The 15,268-nt window shown below is 73.9% G+C and carries 15 protein-coding genes; 5 read left to right on the forward strand and 10 right to left on the reverse strand.

Translation table 11 applies throughout. The features are described 5' to 3' along the window. Positions 1 to 16: 16 nt before the first annotated feature. Positions 17 to 3,832 carry a S8 family serine peptidase gene (locus NFU81_RS14445; RefSeq protein ID WP_251489613.1) on the reverse strand — a complete coding sequence of 1,272 codons (3,816 nt, stop codon included), beginning with the start codon at positions 3,830 to 3,832 and terminating at the stop codon, positions 17 to 19. Positions 3,833 to 4,021: 189 nt separating this feature from the next. After that, positions 4,022 to 5,077 carry a helix-turn-helix domain-containing protein gene (locus tag NFU81_RS14450; RefSeq protein ID WP_251489615.1) on the reverse strand — a complete coding sequence of 352 codons (1,056 nt, stop codon included), beginning with the start codon at positions 5,075 to 5,077 and terminating at the stop codon, positions 4,022 to 4,024. 152 nt (positions 5,078 to 5,229) lie between these two features. On the opposite strand from NFU81_RS14450, the gene NFU81_RS14455 reads away from it, so the two are divergent. Then, on the forward strand, positions 5,230 to 5,967 hold the full coding sequence (locus NFU81_RS14455; RefSeq protein WP_251489617.1) for a class I SAM-dependent methyltransferase: 738 nt from the start codon (positions 5,230 to 5,232) through the stop codon (positions 5,965 to 5,967). A 58-nt stretch (positions 5,968 to 6,025) separates the two neighbouring features. Then, positions 6,026 to 6,940, forward strand: a complete 915-nt coding sequence (locus tag NFU81_RS14460) for an NADP-dependent oxidoreductase (protein WP_251489619.1) — start codon at positions 6,026 to 6,028, stop codon at positions 6,938 to 6,940. 26 nt (positions 6,941 to 6,966) lie between these two features. Here the strand turns inward: NFU81_RS14460 and NFU81_RS14465 are convergent, their stop codons facing one another. The 3 genes from NFU81_RS14465 to NFU81_RS14475 form a co-directional block, all read right to left on the reverse strand. Continuing rightward, on the reverse strand, positions 6,967 to 7,497 hold the full coding sequence (locus NFU81_RS14465) for a GNAT family N-acetyltransferase (RefSeq protein WP_251489621.1): 531 nt from the start codon (positions 7,495 to 7,497) through the stop codon (positions 6,967 to 6,969). Positions 7,498 to 7,531: 34 nt separating this feature from the next. After that, positions 7,532 to 8,470 (reverse strand): RNA polymerase sigma factor SigJ, encoded by a 939-nt coding sequence (gene sigJ, locus NFU81_RS14470; protein WP_251489623.1) that lies wholly within the window; start codon positions 8,468 to 8,470, stop codon positions 7,532 to 7,534. A 91-nt stretch (positions 8,471 to 8,561) separates the two neighbouring features. Beyond that, positions 8,562 to 9,305 carry an SAM-dependent methyltransferase gene (locus tag NFU81_RS14475; RefSeq protein WP_251489626.1) on the reverse strand — a complete coding sequence of 248 codons (744 nt, stop codon included), beginning with the start codon at positions 9,303 to 9,305 and terminating at the stop codon, positions 8,562 to 8,564. A gap of 113 nt (positions 9,306 to 9,418) precedes the next feature. Here NFU81_RS14475 and NFU81_RS14480 point away from each other — a divergent pair, with 113 nt between their 5' ends. Next, positions 9,419 to 9,907, forward strand: a complete 489-nt coding sequence (locus tag NFU81_RS14480; protein WP_251489628.1) for a GNAT family N-acetyltransferase — start codon at positions 9,419 to 9,421, stop codon at positions 9,905 to 9,907. Beyond that, positions 9,907 to 10,434 (forward strand): GNAT family N-acetyltransferase, encoded by a 528-nt coding sequence (locus NFU81_RS14485; RefSeq protein WP_251489630.1) that lies wholly within the window; start codon positions 9,907 to 9,909, stop codon positions 10,432 to 10,434. The genes NFU81_RS14480 and NFU81_RS14485 overlap by 1 nt, the downstream gene beginning before the upstream one ends. Positions 10,435 to 10,680: 246 nt before the next feature. Here the strand turns inward: NFU81_RS14485 and NFU81_RS14490 are convergent, their stop codons facing one another. The 5 genes from NFU81_RS14490 to NFU81_RS14510 form a co-directional block, all read right to left on the reverse strand. Next, positions 10,681 to 10,932 carry a type B 50S ribosomal protein L31 gene (locus NFU81_RS14490; RefSeq protein ID WP_251489632.1) on the reverse strand — a complete coding sequence of 84 codons (252 nt, stop codon included), beginning with the start codon at positions 10,930 to 10,932 and terminating at the stop codon, positions 10,681 to 10,683. 65 nt (positions 10,933 to 10,997) lie between these two features. Further along, a complete protein-coding gene (gene rpmG / locus NFU81_RS14495; protein ID WP_251489634.1) occupies positions 10,998 to 11,162 on the reverse strand; it encodes a 50S ribosomal protein L33 in 165 nt (54 codons plus the stop codon). 155 nt (positions 11,163 to 11,317) lie between these two features. Beyond that, positions 11,318 to 12,163, reverse strand: a complete 846-nt coding sequence (locus tag NFU81_RS14500; RefSeq protein WP_251489636.1) for a VOC family protein — start codon at positions 12,161 to 12,163, stop codon at positions 11,318 to 11,320. 94 nt (positions 12,164 to 12,257) lie between these two features. Beyond that, positions 12,258 to 12,986 carry a LamG domain-containing protein gene (locus NFU81_RS14505; RefSeq protein ID WP_251489638.1) on the reverse strand — a complete coding sequence of 243 codons (729 nt, stop codon included), beginning with the start codon at positions 12,984 to 12,986 and terminating at the stop codon, positions 12,258 to 12,260. A 190-nt stretch (positions 12,987 to 13,176) separates the two neighbouring features. Then, positions 13,177 to 14,211, reverse strand: coding sequence for an aldo/keto reductase (locus NFU81_RS14510; protein ID WP_251489640.1), 1,035 nt, complete (start codon positions 14,209 to 14,211; stop codon positions 13,177 to 13,179). Positions 14,212 to 14,335: 124 nt separating this feature from the next. Between NFU81_RS14510 and NFU81_RS14515 the strand changes: the two genes are divergently transcribed. Further along, a complete protein-coding gene (locus tag NFU81_RS14515; protein ID WP_251489642.1) occupies positions 14,336 to 15,211 on the forward strand; it encodes a LysR family transcriptional regulator in 876 nt (291 codons plus the stop codon). Positions 15,212 to 15,268 lie beyond the last annotated feature (57 nt).

The following is a 15,268-nucleotide window of genomic DNA, read 5'->3' on the forward strand; positions in this document are numbered from 1 at the left end:
CCCCGCCGGCGCCCGGTCACTTCAGGGCGTACGCCCGCAGCACCGTCTGGCTGACGGTGTTGCCCGCGTCGTCCTCGGCGGTGGCGCGCAGCGAGACGTGACCTGCGGACCTGGGGGCCTTGGCGGTGGAGGTCCAGGTGGTGCCGTGCCGGGCCAGGTGCAGCGCGGTCCAGGTGGCGCCGTCGTCGTAGGACACCTGGAGGGTGGCCCCGTCGATCGTGCCGGCGCCGGTGACGCCGGGCAGGTGGGAGGCGGTCAGGGTCAGCGGCGTGTTGCGCGGGGCGCGGCCGGACAGGTCGGTGGGGACGCCGTAGTCGAGCTGGATCAGCGGCAGGTCGACGTAGCCGCTGCCCGAGGTGAATCCCCATTCGGTGCGGGTGCTGGGTGAGCTGGGCAGGACGCCGTCCTGGCTGGTCTCGGCGACCAGCCGGTAGGGCAGCGGGGCGCTGCTCGGTGCCTCGGCGGCGAGCTGCTGGTAGACGGTGGAGCCGAGGTCGGTGTCGCCCTGGTAGAGGGTGACGGTCTCGTGCAGGTTGTCGACGTCGCCCCACAGGTTGACGTCGAAGCCGTCGTGGCCCGAGCCGGAGTCGCCCCAGCCGGGGATGTTCAGGACGAAGAAGTCGCCCTGCCGGTCGGGCATCGACTGGCTGTCGTTCAGCCGCGGGTGGTAGACCGGCAGGAACCAGTCGCTGGGGGTGGTGGAGCCCTTGACCGGGTGGGTGACCAGCGCGCGCTCCTCGACCACGGGGTTGGCCGACTCCTCGTACCAGCCGAACTTCCTGCCGCCGGGGGTGACCCAGTCGGTGCGGGTGGTGCCGGGGGTCTGGACGGTCTGGAAGCCGACGCCGTAGCGGTCGAAGTCCTGCATGTCGTAGCGGCCGTTGTCGCCCGGGTCGGTGGCCTTGCCCGCGAAGCGGGAGTCGATCCTGGCCAGGTCGCCCTTCTTCGGCGCGTACGTCAGGTCGGCGGCCGGGATGGCATCGTCGTGGCGCTCGACCAGGTCGTAGACGTACGGCGAGGTCGGTGTCGACGTCAGGTCGAGGGTCAGACCTGGGCGGGCGGCGGCCGCGATCAGCGCGGCACCCTGGCCGGTCTGCAGGGAGGCCACCTCGATCGGCGACGGCGACTCGTAGTCGGCGGAGCCGTACCAGGCCGACAGCCGGCCGGCCGTGTCGCCCGCGACCAGCAGCAGTCTGGCTCCCGCGGCGACCGCCGCGGCGGCCTGGGCGGCGTCGGCGGCCGGCTGCGCCGCCGGGTCGGCCTGCCGGTCGTAGCGGACGACCACGGCCTTGCCCTTGGCGTTCAGGCCCGCGTAGTCCGCGGTGGTGCCGGCTCCGGCGTAGACCACGGGGAGCGTGCTGCTGCCGGCCGGCAGCAGGGTGGAGCCGGCCTGCACCAGCATGCCTGCCAGGTCGGGCGCCCGGCCGTGCGCGCCCTTGGCGGCGGCGGTCAGCAGCGGGGCGGTCTTGCGCCAGCGGGTGTCGAAGGCGAAGCCGCCGCTGGTCACCTTGGCCGTGGACTGCGCCCACACGCTGGTGTAGGCGACCGGCAGCAGGAAGTTCTCGTTGAAGCTCTCGCCCCCCGCGACCCGGTTCCACTCCACCCGGGTCATCCGGTCCTCGCTGCGCTGCGGGGTGACGGCCGAGACGAGGTGCGCCTTGCGGGCGTCCAGGGCGGCCGTGCGGTCGCCGTCGAGCTGGAGCTGGGGGACGGACAGCACGCCGAGCCCGAGGTCGTCGGGGCCTGCCGCGCCGGGCAGGTCGGCGTACATCAGCACCGAGTACTCGCCCTTGGGCAGTCGCATGGTCAGCCGGCCGCTGTCGGGGATCTCCACCTGGTACGGCATCAGGTCGCCGGTGCGGTAGACCACCGCGGTGCCGGGCACGGCCGTGCCGGTGCGGTCGGCGGTGGTGATGGTCAGGTTGTACCGCTCCTCCTCGCGGTCCAGGCCGATCAGGGTGTGCGCGACGGCGGTGCCGTCCGCCGCGGTCGCCTCCAGCAGGCCGTCGCTCACGCCGTACGGCGCCTTGGCCGGGTCGGCGGTCACGGTGACCTGGGCGGTGCCGCCCGCCGGGACGGTGACGGTCGGCGCGGACAGCGCGAACGCCGCGGAGGCGTCGGCGCCGGCGGAGTCGGTGGCCGCGGCCTTGAGGTTCAAGGTGACGTCGGCGGCGCCGGTGTTGGTGTAGGTGACGGTCCTGGTCGCGGGCGCGTCGGAGGTGTGCGGCCACGGGTAGAAGCCGGCCCACGCGGTCGCCGAGGCGTGCACCTCGCCCAGCACCGCGGCCTGCGCGTCCAGCCGGCCGCTGCCGCCCTGGGTGACGGGGATGTCCGGGGTCTGGTGCGCGCTGCTGACCAGGGCGTCCTTGATCTGCTGCCCGGTCCACTGCGGGTGCGCCTGGGCGACGAGCGCGGCGGCGCCCGCGACGTGCGGGGTCGCCATCGACGTGCCGCTCATCGTGACGTACGGCCCCGAGCCCTCGGCGGAGTACTGCGAGCGGGCGGCCAGGATGTCCACGCCGGGTGCGGTGATCTCGGGCTTGAGCCCGCCGTCGCCGGAGCGCGGGCCCCAGCTGGAGAAGTACGCGAGCTGGTCGGCGGAGTCGACCGCGCCGACGGTCAGCGCGGAGGTGGCCGCACCGGGCGAACCGATGCCGCCGGGGCCGGTGTTGCCCGCGGCGATGACGAAGAGGGCGCCGGTGGAGTCGCTGAGGTCGTTCACGGCCTGGCTCATCGGGTCGGTGCCGTCGCTGGCCTCGGTCGAGCCCAGGCTCATGCTGACGACCTTGGCGTGCTGTTCCTGCGCAGCCCACTGCATGCCGGCGATGATCCAGGACTCGTCGCCGTAGCCGTCGTCGCCGAGTACCTTGCCGACCAGCAGGCGGGAGCCGGCGGCGACGCCCTTCTCCTTGCCGTCGGAGGCGGCGCCGGTGCCGGCGATCGTGGAGGCGGTGTGGGTGCCGTGCCCGTGGTGGTCGGTGGTGTCCTCGCCGGGGACGAAGCTCTGCGAAGCGGCCACCTGGCCGGCCAGGTCGGGGTGTTCCGCGTCGATGCCGCTGTCGAGGACGGCGACGTCCACGCCCTTGCCGTCGGTGCCCGACTGCCACACCGCGGGGGCGCCGATCTGGGCGGTGCTGTCGGCGAGGGTGGCCTTGACCTTGCCGTCGAGCCAGATGTGGCTGATGTTCGCGCCGAAGACGGCGGCGCCCGCGGTCCGCGGCCGCGCTCCGCTGTTCTGCCGTTCGGCGGCCCTGGTCCTGGCCCGGGTCAGCGCGGCGGGCGGGGTGACCTCCTGCCAGAAGGCGGCGGCGCCCGCGTGCTGCTCGGTGACCGCCTTGCCGTGGACGGCGGGCAGGTCGCGTCGTGCGGACAGGCCGCGGGGGACGGCCGGCGCGGAGCGCGCGCCGGTGTCCGCGTACTGCACGATCAGCGGCAGGGCGGCGGTGCGGGCGTCGTCGTAGCCGTCGGCGATCAGGGCGGTGACGTCGAACAGCCGCTGGTCCAGGACGCCCGCGGCGACGTAGGGCAGCACCTCGGCCGGGTAGACGTACAGGTCCTTGCCGACGGTCCTGGTCTGTACGCCGCCGGTGAGGCTGGCGGGGCGGTCGACGGTGGCCGCCGAGCGCCCGTCGGCGAGCGTGGTGACGGTGACCCGGTCGCCGGTCACCAGGGTGACCGTGCCGGCGGGCGCGGCCTGCGACGTCGGGGCGGGAGCGGCCGGGGTGCCGGCCGGCGGAGTCGTGGCCTGCGCGATCGACGGGGTCGCCGCTATCGCCGCAAGGACGGTGCCCATGGCGGTCAGCAGCCGCCGGCGCCGGGTCGGAGATCTCATGTGATGCCCTCCATACGGTGCGTGGAACGCGGAACGCAGCACATTCTTCGGGCACGAGCATGCCAACTGAACGCTTCCGGCTGACGGTTCACCGCCATGACGGAAGCCTGCCGGACCTGACAGAACGTCACCTCGCCCAAGGGCGCACCAATTCGGTGAACGGCAGGTCATACCGGTACGGGCGCCCGGTCAGCGGCGCAGCCAACCGCGGGCGACGGCCTCGGCACCGAGCTGGAATCGCGACCCGACGCAGGCCAGGTCCATCAGGGCGCGGATCTTGCGCTCGACGGTGCGCAGCGACAGGTCGAGTTGTACGGCGATGGTCCGGTCGGCCACGTCAAGGGCGAGCAGCGCGAGGATCTGCCGGTCGATCTCGCCGGGTTGCCGCTCGGCCGGCCCGGGCTCTGCCGGTGCGCCCGGGCCGGGTGCGGCGGGCTGCGGGCCGGACGGCGGCAGCGGGGGCAGCGGCCTCGCGCGCTGCCAGTGCTCCTCGAAGAGCAGCACCAGCGCGTGCACCAGGCCGGTGCCGTGGACGACGACGGTGTCGGCGTTGCCCGTGCCCTCGGCGAGCGACAGCGGCACCATGGCGTTGGCGCGGTCCGAGACGATCATGCGCATCGGGATGTCCGCGGCCACCCGCATCTTCATGCCCAGCCCGGTGACCTCGCGCACGTCGTCCCACATGCCGGGGACCTCCAGATGGCTGCGGGTGATCACGGCGCGGAAGTCCACCCCGCGCACCAGCGCGTCGTGCTCCATCGGGTGCACGCTGTCGCGCTCCACCGCGATCACCGACTCGGCCAGGAAGGTCAGCACCTCGTGGTGTGCGCCGCCGATCAGCTGCCCGAGCCGGTGGCGTACCGCGACCGGCCCCGACACCACCTCCACGACACCGCCCGCGGCCCGCGATGCGGCGCTGCGGAACTGCTCGGCGAGCGCGGTGACGGCTGCGCCGGCCTCGTCGAGCGAGGTGCGGTGGCGTACCAGCAGCGGGGCCAGCGCGACGGACGGGGAGCTGGCCCGGTAGGTGCGCGCGGCCGCGTCCTGCGCGCCGCCGGCGCCGAAGGGCTGCGGCTGCTCGCCGACGACGAGCCCGCCGGCTTCCATCTCCTCCAGCCGGGCCACCGCCTGCTCGACGCCGATGCCCGCCCGCCCTGCCACCTCGGCGGCCGAACTGCCCGGCCGGCCGATCAGCAGGACGTACAGCCGCTCCTGCTCCGGCGGGATACCGAGCGGCGCCAGCATCAACAACCCCCCGGGCTCACCGAACCGGTCCGTGCCGGAATCCTTCTTGGCCCGTACAACTGCTGTCAACACCCGCCGGGCGGGCGGGGGGCGGCAGGCCGACCGCGGGAAATTGCCTGGCCCCCGGCGCGGGAGGTCCGTAGGGTCGCGGCGTGGACCCAGCTGACTTCTACACCGGCATCGTCGCGGAGTTGTACGCCCCGCTGAAGGCGGTCGCCCAGGAGCCCGAGCCGTACGCGGCCTTCGTCCGCGAGGCCGGCTCCCCCGCCCTGGAGCTGGGCTGCGGGGACGGCGACCCGCTGCTGGGCCTGCGGCGGCTCGGTCTCGACGTCGACGGTGTCGACTCCTCCGCGGACATGCTGGAGCGCTGCCGGCTCCGGGCGCGCGAGCAGGGCGTCGAGGTCGTCGTGCACCGGCAGCGGATGGAGGCGCTGGACCTGCCGCGCCGCTACCGTGCGGTCTTCCTCGCCGGGCCGACCTTCAACCTCCTCCCCGACGACACCGTCGCGCTGGCCGCCCTGCGCGGCATCCGCCACCACCTCGCCGAGGGCGGCACCGCGCTGGTACCGCTGTTCGTCCCCTCCCCCACCCCCGCGGAGCAGATCGGCCGGGTGCGCACCGCGAACGGCGCCGACGGTGCGGAACTGCGCGTGTCGGTGGTCTCCGAGGAGCGCGACGAGGCCGCGCGCACCCAGACGACCGTGCTGCGCTACGAGCGCCGCCACGGCGGCGGCACCAGCGTCGTGGACCGCGACTGGGTCCTGCACTGGTACGCCCCCGGCGGCTTCGAGGCGCTCGCCGCGGCCGCCGGGCTGGCCGTCGTCTCCGCCGCTGACTCCTCCGGTGGCGGCGTCCGGGAATACCGGCTGCGGGCCGCGACTTGGCGTTGAGGCCGCGACGCTGCGGCAGGTCGCCTGTGCGGCGGGAACGAGACGTGGGGATGTGCGGATGCGCGCTGTGGTGATCGACGAGTACGGCGGCCCGGAGGTACTGCGGCTCACCGAGGTACCCGAACCCGTCGCGGGACCCGGCCAGGTGCGGGTCCGGGTGCGTACCGCCGGCGTCAATCCGGTCGACGTGAAGCAGCGCACCGGCTTCTTCTCCGCCGTCGCCCCGCCGCGCTTCCCGCTGCGGATGGGCAACGAGTACGCCGGCACCGTCGACCAGGTCGGCGAGGGCGTCGCGGACTTCGCGGTCGGCGACGACGTCTTCGGGTCCGCCACCGGGCAGTGCTACGCGGAACTGGTCGTCGTCGACGCGGCGGACGTCGCCGGCAAGCCCGCGTCGCTGGGCTGGGACGCCGCCGGCGGCCTCCCGGCGGTCGGCCAGACCGCGTACACCGCGCTGGAGCAGATCGGCGGCGTCCGCGCCGGCGAGACCCTGCTGGTGCACGCCGCCGCGGGCGGGGTCGGCACCGTCGCGGTGCAGATCGCCCGGCTGCGGGGCGCCGTGGTCATCGGCACCGCGAGCGAGGGCAACCACGACTACCTGCGCTCGCTCGGCGCCGTCCCGGTCGCCTACGGCCCCGGACTGGCGGACCGGGTGCGCGCGCTGGCGCCCGGCGGTGTCGACGCCGCCCTCGACGCGGTCGGCGGTGACGACGCCACGGCGGTGTCGCTCGCGCTGGTCGCCGACCGCCGCCGCATCGGCACCACCGTCGACGCGGCGGCCGCGGAGGCGCACGGCTTCCTGCGGGTCGGCGGCCGTACGACACCGGGGCTGCGGCAGTTGGCCGAGTGGAGCCGCACCGGTGACCTGGTCCTGCCCAGCGTCACCGGCTACCCGCTCGACGAGGTCGCCGCCGCCCACCGGCACGTCGAGGGCGGCCACACCCGCGGCAAGGTCGTGCTGCGGGTCGGGTGAGCGGCCGCTTCGCGGCGCCCGTCCGGTCAGCCGACCCGCTGGGCGAGCACCTGTCCGGGCCAGCCGTCGGACAGGAAGGTGTCGGTGGGGGTGAAGCCGTTGCGCTCGTAGAACGCGACGAGTTCGCCCCCGCCGCCCGCCCAGCAGTCCACCCGCAGCAGGTCCACGCCGGCCCGCTGGGTCTCCTCGACGGCGTGCGCGAGCAGCGCGGCGCCGACGCCCTGGCCCGCGTAGCGACGGTCGGAGACCAGCAGCCGTACGTACCGCTCCGGCTCCCCGGCCGGCTCGATCGGCACCAGCGGGCTGGGGCCTGAGTCCAGGACCAAGGTGCCGACGGGTGATCTGTCCAGTTCCGCGACGAAGGGCTCGTTCTCGGTCAGGTACCGCTCGACCCGCGCCACGCCGCCGGGCTTCTGCGAATACGGTGTGGTGCCCCACTGCTGGGTGTTGCCGCGGGCGTTCATCCAGAGGATCGCGCCGTCGAGCATCTCCAGCGTGGCCGTGACGTCGGCCGGGCCGCCGGGCCTGATGCGAATGCCGTGTGTCGTGTCGTTCACGGCGGAAGCCTACGAGACCTGGCGAGACGGGCTGTCAGGCCGTCGTCCAGTGGCGGAGCTTCTCGGGGTTGCGCACCACCCAGATGTGCGTGATCCGGTCGCCCGCGACGTCGAACGCGAACACCGTCACCGTGACGCCGTCCTGCTCGGCGACCAGGCCGGGCTGGCCGTTGACGGTGCGCTCCAGGAAGGTCATGTTGCCGGGTTTGCGGCCGGCGATCTCGACCCAGGCGTGCGCGATCTGCTCGGCGCCCTCGATGGGGTGCAGGAAGGTGGTGGCAAGGCCGCCGCCGTCGCCGACCGCGACGGCTTCGGGGTCGAGCAGGCCGATGAGGGCCTCGATGTCCTTGGCCTCCCACGCCTGCTTGAAGTCCCTGACGACGCCGGCGCGCTGGGCTGCCGGGGTCGCGGAGGGCCGCGAGTCCCGGATGCGACGGCGGGCCGAGGAGGCCAGCTGGCGGCATGCCGCGGGGGTGCGGCCGACGATCTCGGCCACTTCGGTGAAGGTGTGGCAGAACACGTCGTGGAGGATGAACGCGACGCGTTCTGCCGGGGTCATGGCTTCGAGCACGACCAGGAAGGCCAGGTTGACCGACTCGTCCAGGGTGACCCGGTCGGCGGGGTCGACCGCGGCGCCGCCCGGCCGCCCGGTGATCCACTCCGTGCGCTCGGGCAGCGGCTCGGGAATCCACTCGCCCACGTAGGTCTCCCGCCGCGCGCGGGCGGAGCTGAGCAGGTTCAGGCAGATGCGGCTGGTGACGGTCGTCAGCCAGGCGCCGGGGACCTCGACGGCCTCCCGCTGTTGCGGGGACATCGCGAACCAGCGGGCGTAGGTCTCCTGGACGGCGTCCTCGGCCTCCGCCAGGGAGCCGAGGAGGCGGTAGGCGATGTTCATCAGCTGGCGCCGCTCGCCGGTGATCGCGTCGAGGCCCGGATCGGGCCGACCGCGTCCCGGCCCGTGTCGGGTGGTCATGGTGCCGACGGCTCCCTTGCTCGCATCTGCCTTCACAGTACCGACAAGACAGCGCGCCGGAATGTGAGGCCGGCGCGTCGCCCCGCATCGGTCACGAACGGTCGGGGGTCCTGCGCAGGACGAGGGTGAGGAAGCCGAACGTGTCGCGGTAGGTGTGCAGCCATTCCGTGCGGCGGGTACCTGCGGTGGCCAGGACCTCGGGGGCCTGCGGGTCGTCGCCGTGGTCGAGCGCCCAGCCGGCCAGGCCGCCCCAGCAGGCCCACTCGTAGTCGTCCAGCTCGCGGCGGGTGCTGACGTGTCCGTGCACCGGGGTCCATCCGTCGGCGACGACGCGGTCCACGGTGGTGGCCAGGTCGTCGAAGTCGCCGAGCATCCCGACCGCCTCCGCGGACGGCGTACCGTCCCAGAAACCGTCGCCGACCAGGACGCTGCCGCCGGGGGCGAGGTGCTCGCGGGCCGCGGCGAGGGTGGGGAGCAGGCCGCCGAAGGCGTGCGCGGCCCCGACGCTGAGGACCAGGTCGAAGGGCTGCGGTGAGGTGAACTTCGCGGCGTCCTGGTCGTGCAGCACCAGCCGCTGCCGAAGGCCGCGCCGGGTCGCCGCCTCGTCGGCCTCGGCCAGGGCCTCGGGAGAGACGTCGACGCCCTCGGCGTGCACCCCCGTGCCCGTCTCCAGCGCGCGCAGCAGCCACTCACCAGTGCCGCAGCCCAGGTCGAGCACGCGCTCGTCGCCGCGCGGCAGACCCTTGGCGAGCAGCGCGCGGACCGAGTCGTCGCCGAGCGGGGCCTTGATGGGGTGGTCGGCATGGGCGATGCGGGAGATCTCTTCACGATTCACCGGCGCAGCCTGGCAGCCGGGCAGCGGGTCCGCATCCGGTTTTCCGCCCCCCGGCGGTAGGCGGACGGGATAAGCGGTGGAACCCGGCGCAGGAGTGCGGGCATGCTGTGCGCATGTTGATCAGGGAAGCCACCACGGAGGACTGGCCTGCCATCTGGCCGTTCTTCCACCGCATCGTGACCGAGGGCGAGACCTTCACCTATCCCGCGGACCTCACCGAGGACCAGGGCCGCGAGTGGTGGCTGCTGACCGCGCCGTTCCGCACGGTCGTCGCGGTCGGTGATGCGGGGGACGTGATCGGCACCGCGAAGATGAACCGCAATCACATGGGCAACGGCTCGCACATCGCGAGCGCCAGCTACATGGTCGACCCCGAGCACTTCGGCCAGGGCGTGGGCCGGGCGCTGTGCACGTACACGGTGGACTGGGCGCGGGCCGAGGGCTACCGGGCGATGCAGTTCAACGCGGTGGTGGAGAGCAACGTGCACGCGGTGAAGCTGTACGAGTCCGTCGGCTTCGAGGTGATCGGCACCCTGCCGGAGGGCTTCAACCACCCGAAGCTGGGCTATGTCGGCCTGCACATCATGCACCTGGCGCTCTGATGCATCGGCAGCCGGGCGGTACGGACGATCTTGTGACGGCCCGTCTGGTGCTGCACTCGCTGAGTGCCGCCGAGGCCGAACACGTGCGGGACGGCGGGCAGGGCGGCGACGTGCGCTGGGCGGACGGCTATCCCATGGAGGGCGACGTGTCCGCCATGACGCGGTTCCTGGCCACGTGTGCGAGCAGCGGCCACCCGCGGCCGTTCGGCACCTACGAGATACGGCTGCGCGCGGACGGCCTGGCCATCGGCGGGGTGGGCTTCCACGGCCCGCCGGACGAGGACGGCGGCGTGACGATCGGCTACGGGCTCGTACCGTCGGCCCGGGGCAAGGGCTACGCCTCCGAGGCGCTGCGCGCGCTGCTGGCCTTCGCCCGCGACCAGGGTGTGAGCAGCGTGGCGGGCGACGCCGACATCGGCAACACCGCCTCGCAGCGGGTGATGGCGGCAGCCGGCATGCGGCGGATCGCGGCGACCGCCCAGCTGGCCTTCTACCGGGTCTCCTGGGACGGCGCCGCGGGCGGGTAGCTCCGCGGGAAGCCGCGAAGAAGGAGCAGGAGAGTGCCCCTGGCGTGGGTGGATGGGGCTGGTTGAAGGCACTGTCCACCGCAGCTGCAGGTGGCACTCTCCCGGCCGACGACCTTACCGGCGGCGAGTCGTGCGACAGCGCGGAAAGCGCCGCCGCAGGCCCATGACCACCCGATCAAGCGACAGCGGGCCGCGCCCCCCTGCATGAGGGAGGCGCGGCCCGAGGTGCGCGGTGGGGCTACCGGCTCAGCCGGCGCTGCGGCCGTAGCGGCGGCGGAAGCGCTCGACGCGGCCCGCGGTGTCCAGCTCACGTGCCCTGCCGGTGTAGAAGGGGTGGCTGGCCGAGGAGATCTCGACGTCGATGACGGGGTAGGTGCTGCCGTCCGTCCAGACGACGCTGCGGTCCGACGCGGCGGTGGAGCGGGTCAGGAAGGCGAGGTCGCCGGCCTTGTCGCGGAAGACCACCGGGCGGGACGTGGGGTGAATGCCGTGCTTCATGGGAGTCCTTTCGTGGTGGGTGCCGGGCCGGAGTACCGGGTGCGCGGTGCCGTACGCCGTCGTGGTCAGCGCTCCTCGCGGAAGAGCACGTGGCGGCGGGCGACGGGGTCGTACTTGGTGAGCGTCAGCCGGTCCGGGTCGTTGCGGCGGTTCTTGCGGGTCACGTAGGTGTGACCGGTGCCGGCGGTGGAGCGGAGCTTCACGACCGGGCGCAGTTCGCTGCGGGCCATGGTCCACCTCTTTCCGTCATCGTTATCGTTTTCTTCTTGGTACGCCGTCGATAACGCCAGGGGGCCGGTCGGCATTCCCCGCCGGTTCCCGGTATGCCGACCGGCCGCACGGTCGGGGGATCGTGCGGCCGGACTGGGGCGATGGGGGCGGCGGGCTACCGGGAGAAGACCGTGAAAAGGCCGCCGTCGGGGTCGCGCAGATCGGCCCAGGGGCCGGCGGGAGCCGTGCCGCTGCCGATTACCGCGCCGCCCAGGGCGCGGGCGGCCTCGGCGCACGCGGCCACGTCCTCGACCGCGAAGTGCACGGCCCAGTGCGGGCGGACCGCCGGGTCGGGCGCCGCCTCGACCGCGCCGGAGGAGATCCGCGCCACCACGTCACCGCTGCTGCGGACGACGACCTCGGCGTTCTCGTACTCGTAGGACACGCTGCAGCAGCCCTGCCCCTCGTCGGCCCACTCCAGGACGCCGCCGTAGAAGATGGCCGACTCGAAGGCGTCCCTGGTGCGCAGGCGGACGACGACCGGGCCGCGGTCGTGCCAGGACTGCCAGCCGCCGGGCAGCTTGCCGTCCCAGACGCCGAAGACCGCGCCGTCGCGGTCGGCGGCGAGCACCGCGCGCCCGGACGCGAAGGACACCGGGCCGAGCGCCACGGTGGCGCTGCGCTCGCGGATCCTGGCGGTCGCCTCGTCGGCCTGGGAGACCACGAAGAAGGGGGTCCAGCCCACCGCGACCTGCATGTCGCTCGCGACGGCACCGATGGTGGCGAGCGGGCGGCCGTCGGTCACGGCGACGGCGAAGCGCTCGCCGAGCGTCGTCGAGCGGAACTCCCAGCCCAGGACGGTGCCGTAGAACTTCTCCGCCGCGGCCAGGTCGCGTGCGCTCAGACTGACCCAGCAGGGGGCGCCGCGTGCCACCTCGGTGCTCCTGTCGCCGGGCGTGCTCGTCCCGTCGGCCGCACGCGTGGCGTGCTGCTCCCCTTGCGCCGGCTGCCGCCCGGTCATCGCACCGACTCCGCTTCGTTCGATTCGTACCCATGGGGAAAGAACCCCTGGTGGGCAAGGGTCTTATTGCTGCACCTGCCCCGTCCGCGCGTGATCATGCCGGGTGATCCGGACCTCTTGCGCCACCTCGGCCGGCGGCGGGGCGGCGCACGGTCAGCCCCTTGCACTGCCAGTGCAGCTCCTCGGTGCCGGGGCGCGGCGGCAGATGGCCGTAGCGGCCGGCCGCGACGCTGATGCAGACGACCGGCCAGGCACGCCAGTGCGGGCCGACGCCCTGGTGGTCGGCGTAGAGCAGCCTGCCGTCGGCGTACCACTCGACACTGCGGGTGCCGAAGACCACCCGCAGCGTGAACGGGCGGCCCGCGGTGACGGCGCCCTCGGCGTAGTGGGCGGCCGGGTGGACGTGGTTGGTCAGCTCCAGCAGGCCGGGATGGGTGGGGTGGTACTCGAAGGCGTCGACCTCGCCGTGCCCGGGCTGCGGGCGGCTGCCGGTGTCGCGGCCCCAGGTCCACAGCGCGGGCCAGGCGCCCTGGACGTCGTGGACGGTGCAGGTCGCGGTCAGCTCGTCGTCCGGCAGCAGTTCGAAGCCGCCGGGGGCGTACTCGGTGGAGACCAGCGCGGTGTGCCAGTCGCCGCCGCCGGCGCGGCGGGCGGTGAAGACGCCGTCGGCGGTGGGGCCGTAGCGGGGGCCGATCACGTCGAGCTTGTTGTCGTCGGGATTGCGCCCGTCCTCGGGATAGGCGGAGGTGCGGCCGACCGCCCAGGCGGTGCGGTCGTCGAAGGGCGCGTCGAAGACCACCGCGGCGGTGAGGCGACTGGTCATGCGGGCTCCCTGCTGCCGACCGGAATGACCCCATTCAATCCGGTTCGGGCGCACCGCAGGAAGCGGCGTGCGGAAGCACGGTCCGGCGTGCACCACCTGGCGCACGCCCCCGGGGCGGCACACCGGGTCCTCCGCTGGACCCGCCCGGTTCGGCCTCGGGGGTACGGCCGAGCCGGGCGGGCGGATCAGGTCAGCGGCCGCCCTCGATGCGGCGGGAGCGCTGGTCCACGCCGGGGACGCCGTACGGGTAGTCGGCAGCGCCGGGGTCGCTGGCCTTGTCGAGCCTGGCCGTCTGCTCGGCGGTCAGCCGCCGGTCGGCGGACCCCAGGTTGTCGTCGAGCTGCTCCACGGTGCGGGCGCCGAGGATGACCGAGGTGACGGCCGGGCGGTCGAGCAGCCAGGCCAGCGCGACCTGCGCCATCGTGGCGCCGGTCTCCTCGGCGACGGCCTGGACCTCCTCCACCACGGCCCAGGTGCGCGCCATGGCGGCCCGCCGGTCGTACGCCTCCACCCCGCGCTCGGGGTTCTCGCCGAGCCGGGTGGCGCCGGTGGGCCGCTCGTCGCGGCGGTACTTGCCGGTGAGCCAGCCGCCGCCGAGCGGGCTCCAGGGCAGCAGGCCCAGGCCCTCGGACCGGCACGCCGCGGTGATCTCCCACTCGATCTCCCGGCTGAGCAGGCTGTACTGCGGCTGCAGGGTGACCGGGCGGGCCAGGCCGCGGAAGTCGGCGGTGTCGACGGCCTTCTGCAGCTGCCAGCCGGTGTAGTTCGACAGGCCCACGTAGTGGATTCGGCCCTGGCGGACCGCGTCGTCGAGGAAGCGCAGGGTCTCCTCGACCGGGGTCAGCGGGTCCCAGGAGTGCACCTGGTAGAGGTCGACCGAGTCGACGCCGAGCCGCCGCAGCGAGGCGGTCAGCGCGCGGTCGAGGTGCCGCCGGGACAGGCCGGCGTCGTTGGGTCCCGAGCCCATCGGGAAGCGGCCCTTGGTGGCGATCACCACCTGCTCGGTGATGTCGGCGGGGCGGTCGGCGAGCCAGCGGCCGAGGATCTCCTCGGAGCGGCCCGCGCTGTAGACGTCGGCGGTGTCGATGAAGGTGCCGCCGGCCTCCACGAAGCGGTCGAGCTGGGCGAAGGCGGTCTTCTCGTCCGACTCCGCGCCGAAGGTCATGGTGCCCAGGCACAGGGCGGAGACAGCGCATCCGCTGCGGCCGAGGTTGCGGTACTCCACGGGAATGCTCCTTCGCAGGCTGCCTGATCGGGTGGCCGGAGGGCCGTCGACCATGCTCGCCCCGGCCGCGGTGAACCGTCCAATAGAAGAAAGCGGATGGATTCATCGAGTAGGTTTCTCAATCATGGAACTGCGGCAACTCGAGTACTTCGTCGCCGTCGCCGAGGAGCGGCACTTCACCCGGGCGGCGCGGCGGATGGTGGTGTCCCAGTCGGGTCTTTCCGCCTCGGTGCGGGCGCTGGAGCGCGAGTTGGGCGCCGCGCTGTTCACCCGGACGACGCGCAGCGTCGAACTGACCGGCGCGGGGCGGGCGCTGCTGGCCGAGGCGACCCGCACGCTGGCCGCCGCCCGGGCGGCAGGTGACGCCGTCGCGGCGGTGCAGGGGCTGCTGCGCGGCAGCCTGTCGGTCGGCACCGAGCAGTGCGTCAACGTCGACGTGGGCGCGCTGCTGGCCCGCTTCCGGGCCGAGCACGGCAACGTGGAGATCCGGCTGCGGCAGGCCGGGTCCGCGGTGATGGCGCAGGACGTCGCCGACGGGCGGCTCGACCTGGCCTTCATCACGCTGCCTGGGCCGCCGCCCGAGGGGGTGCGGCTGCTGCCGCTGACCAGCGAGCCGATGGTGCTGCTGTGCTACCCCGGGCACCGGCTGGCGGGCGTGCCGTACGCGCAGTGGGGGCAGTTGGCGGACGAGACGTTCGTGGACTGGCACCAGGACTGGGGTGCCAGGCGGCTGACCGACCGGGCCTTCGCGGCGAGCGGCACACCGCGCCGGGTGGGCGTCGAGGTCTACGACGTGCACACGCTGATCGACATGGTGCGGCACGGGCTGGGCATCGCGGTGGTGCCGCAGCCGATCTCCCGCAAGGAGCAGGCGGCGCCGCTCGCGGTGGTGCCGCTGAAGGGCCAGGAGGACCAGAACTGGGAGGTCTCGGTAGCCCTCCCGGCGGGCGACCGTACCAGCCCGGCCGCCCGCGCGCTGCTGTCCTACCTGGACCTGTGAACACCACCCGCCGGGGTGCCGCCCCGCAGGCGGCGGGCCGGCAGGGCAGGCCCGCGG

Origin of the sequence: Actinacidiphila cocklensis (genome assembly GCF_907177275.1) — a bacterium.
Lineage (GTDB): Bacteria > Actinomycetota > Actinomycetes > Streptomycetales > Streptomycetaceae > Actinacidiphila > Actinacidiphila cocklensis.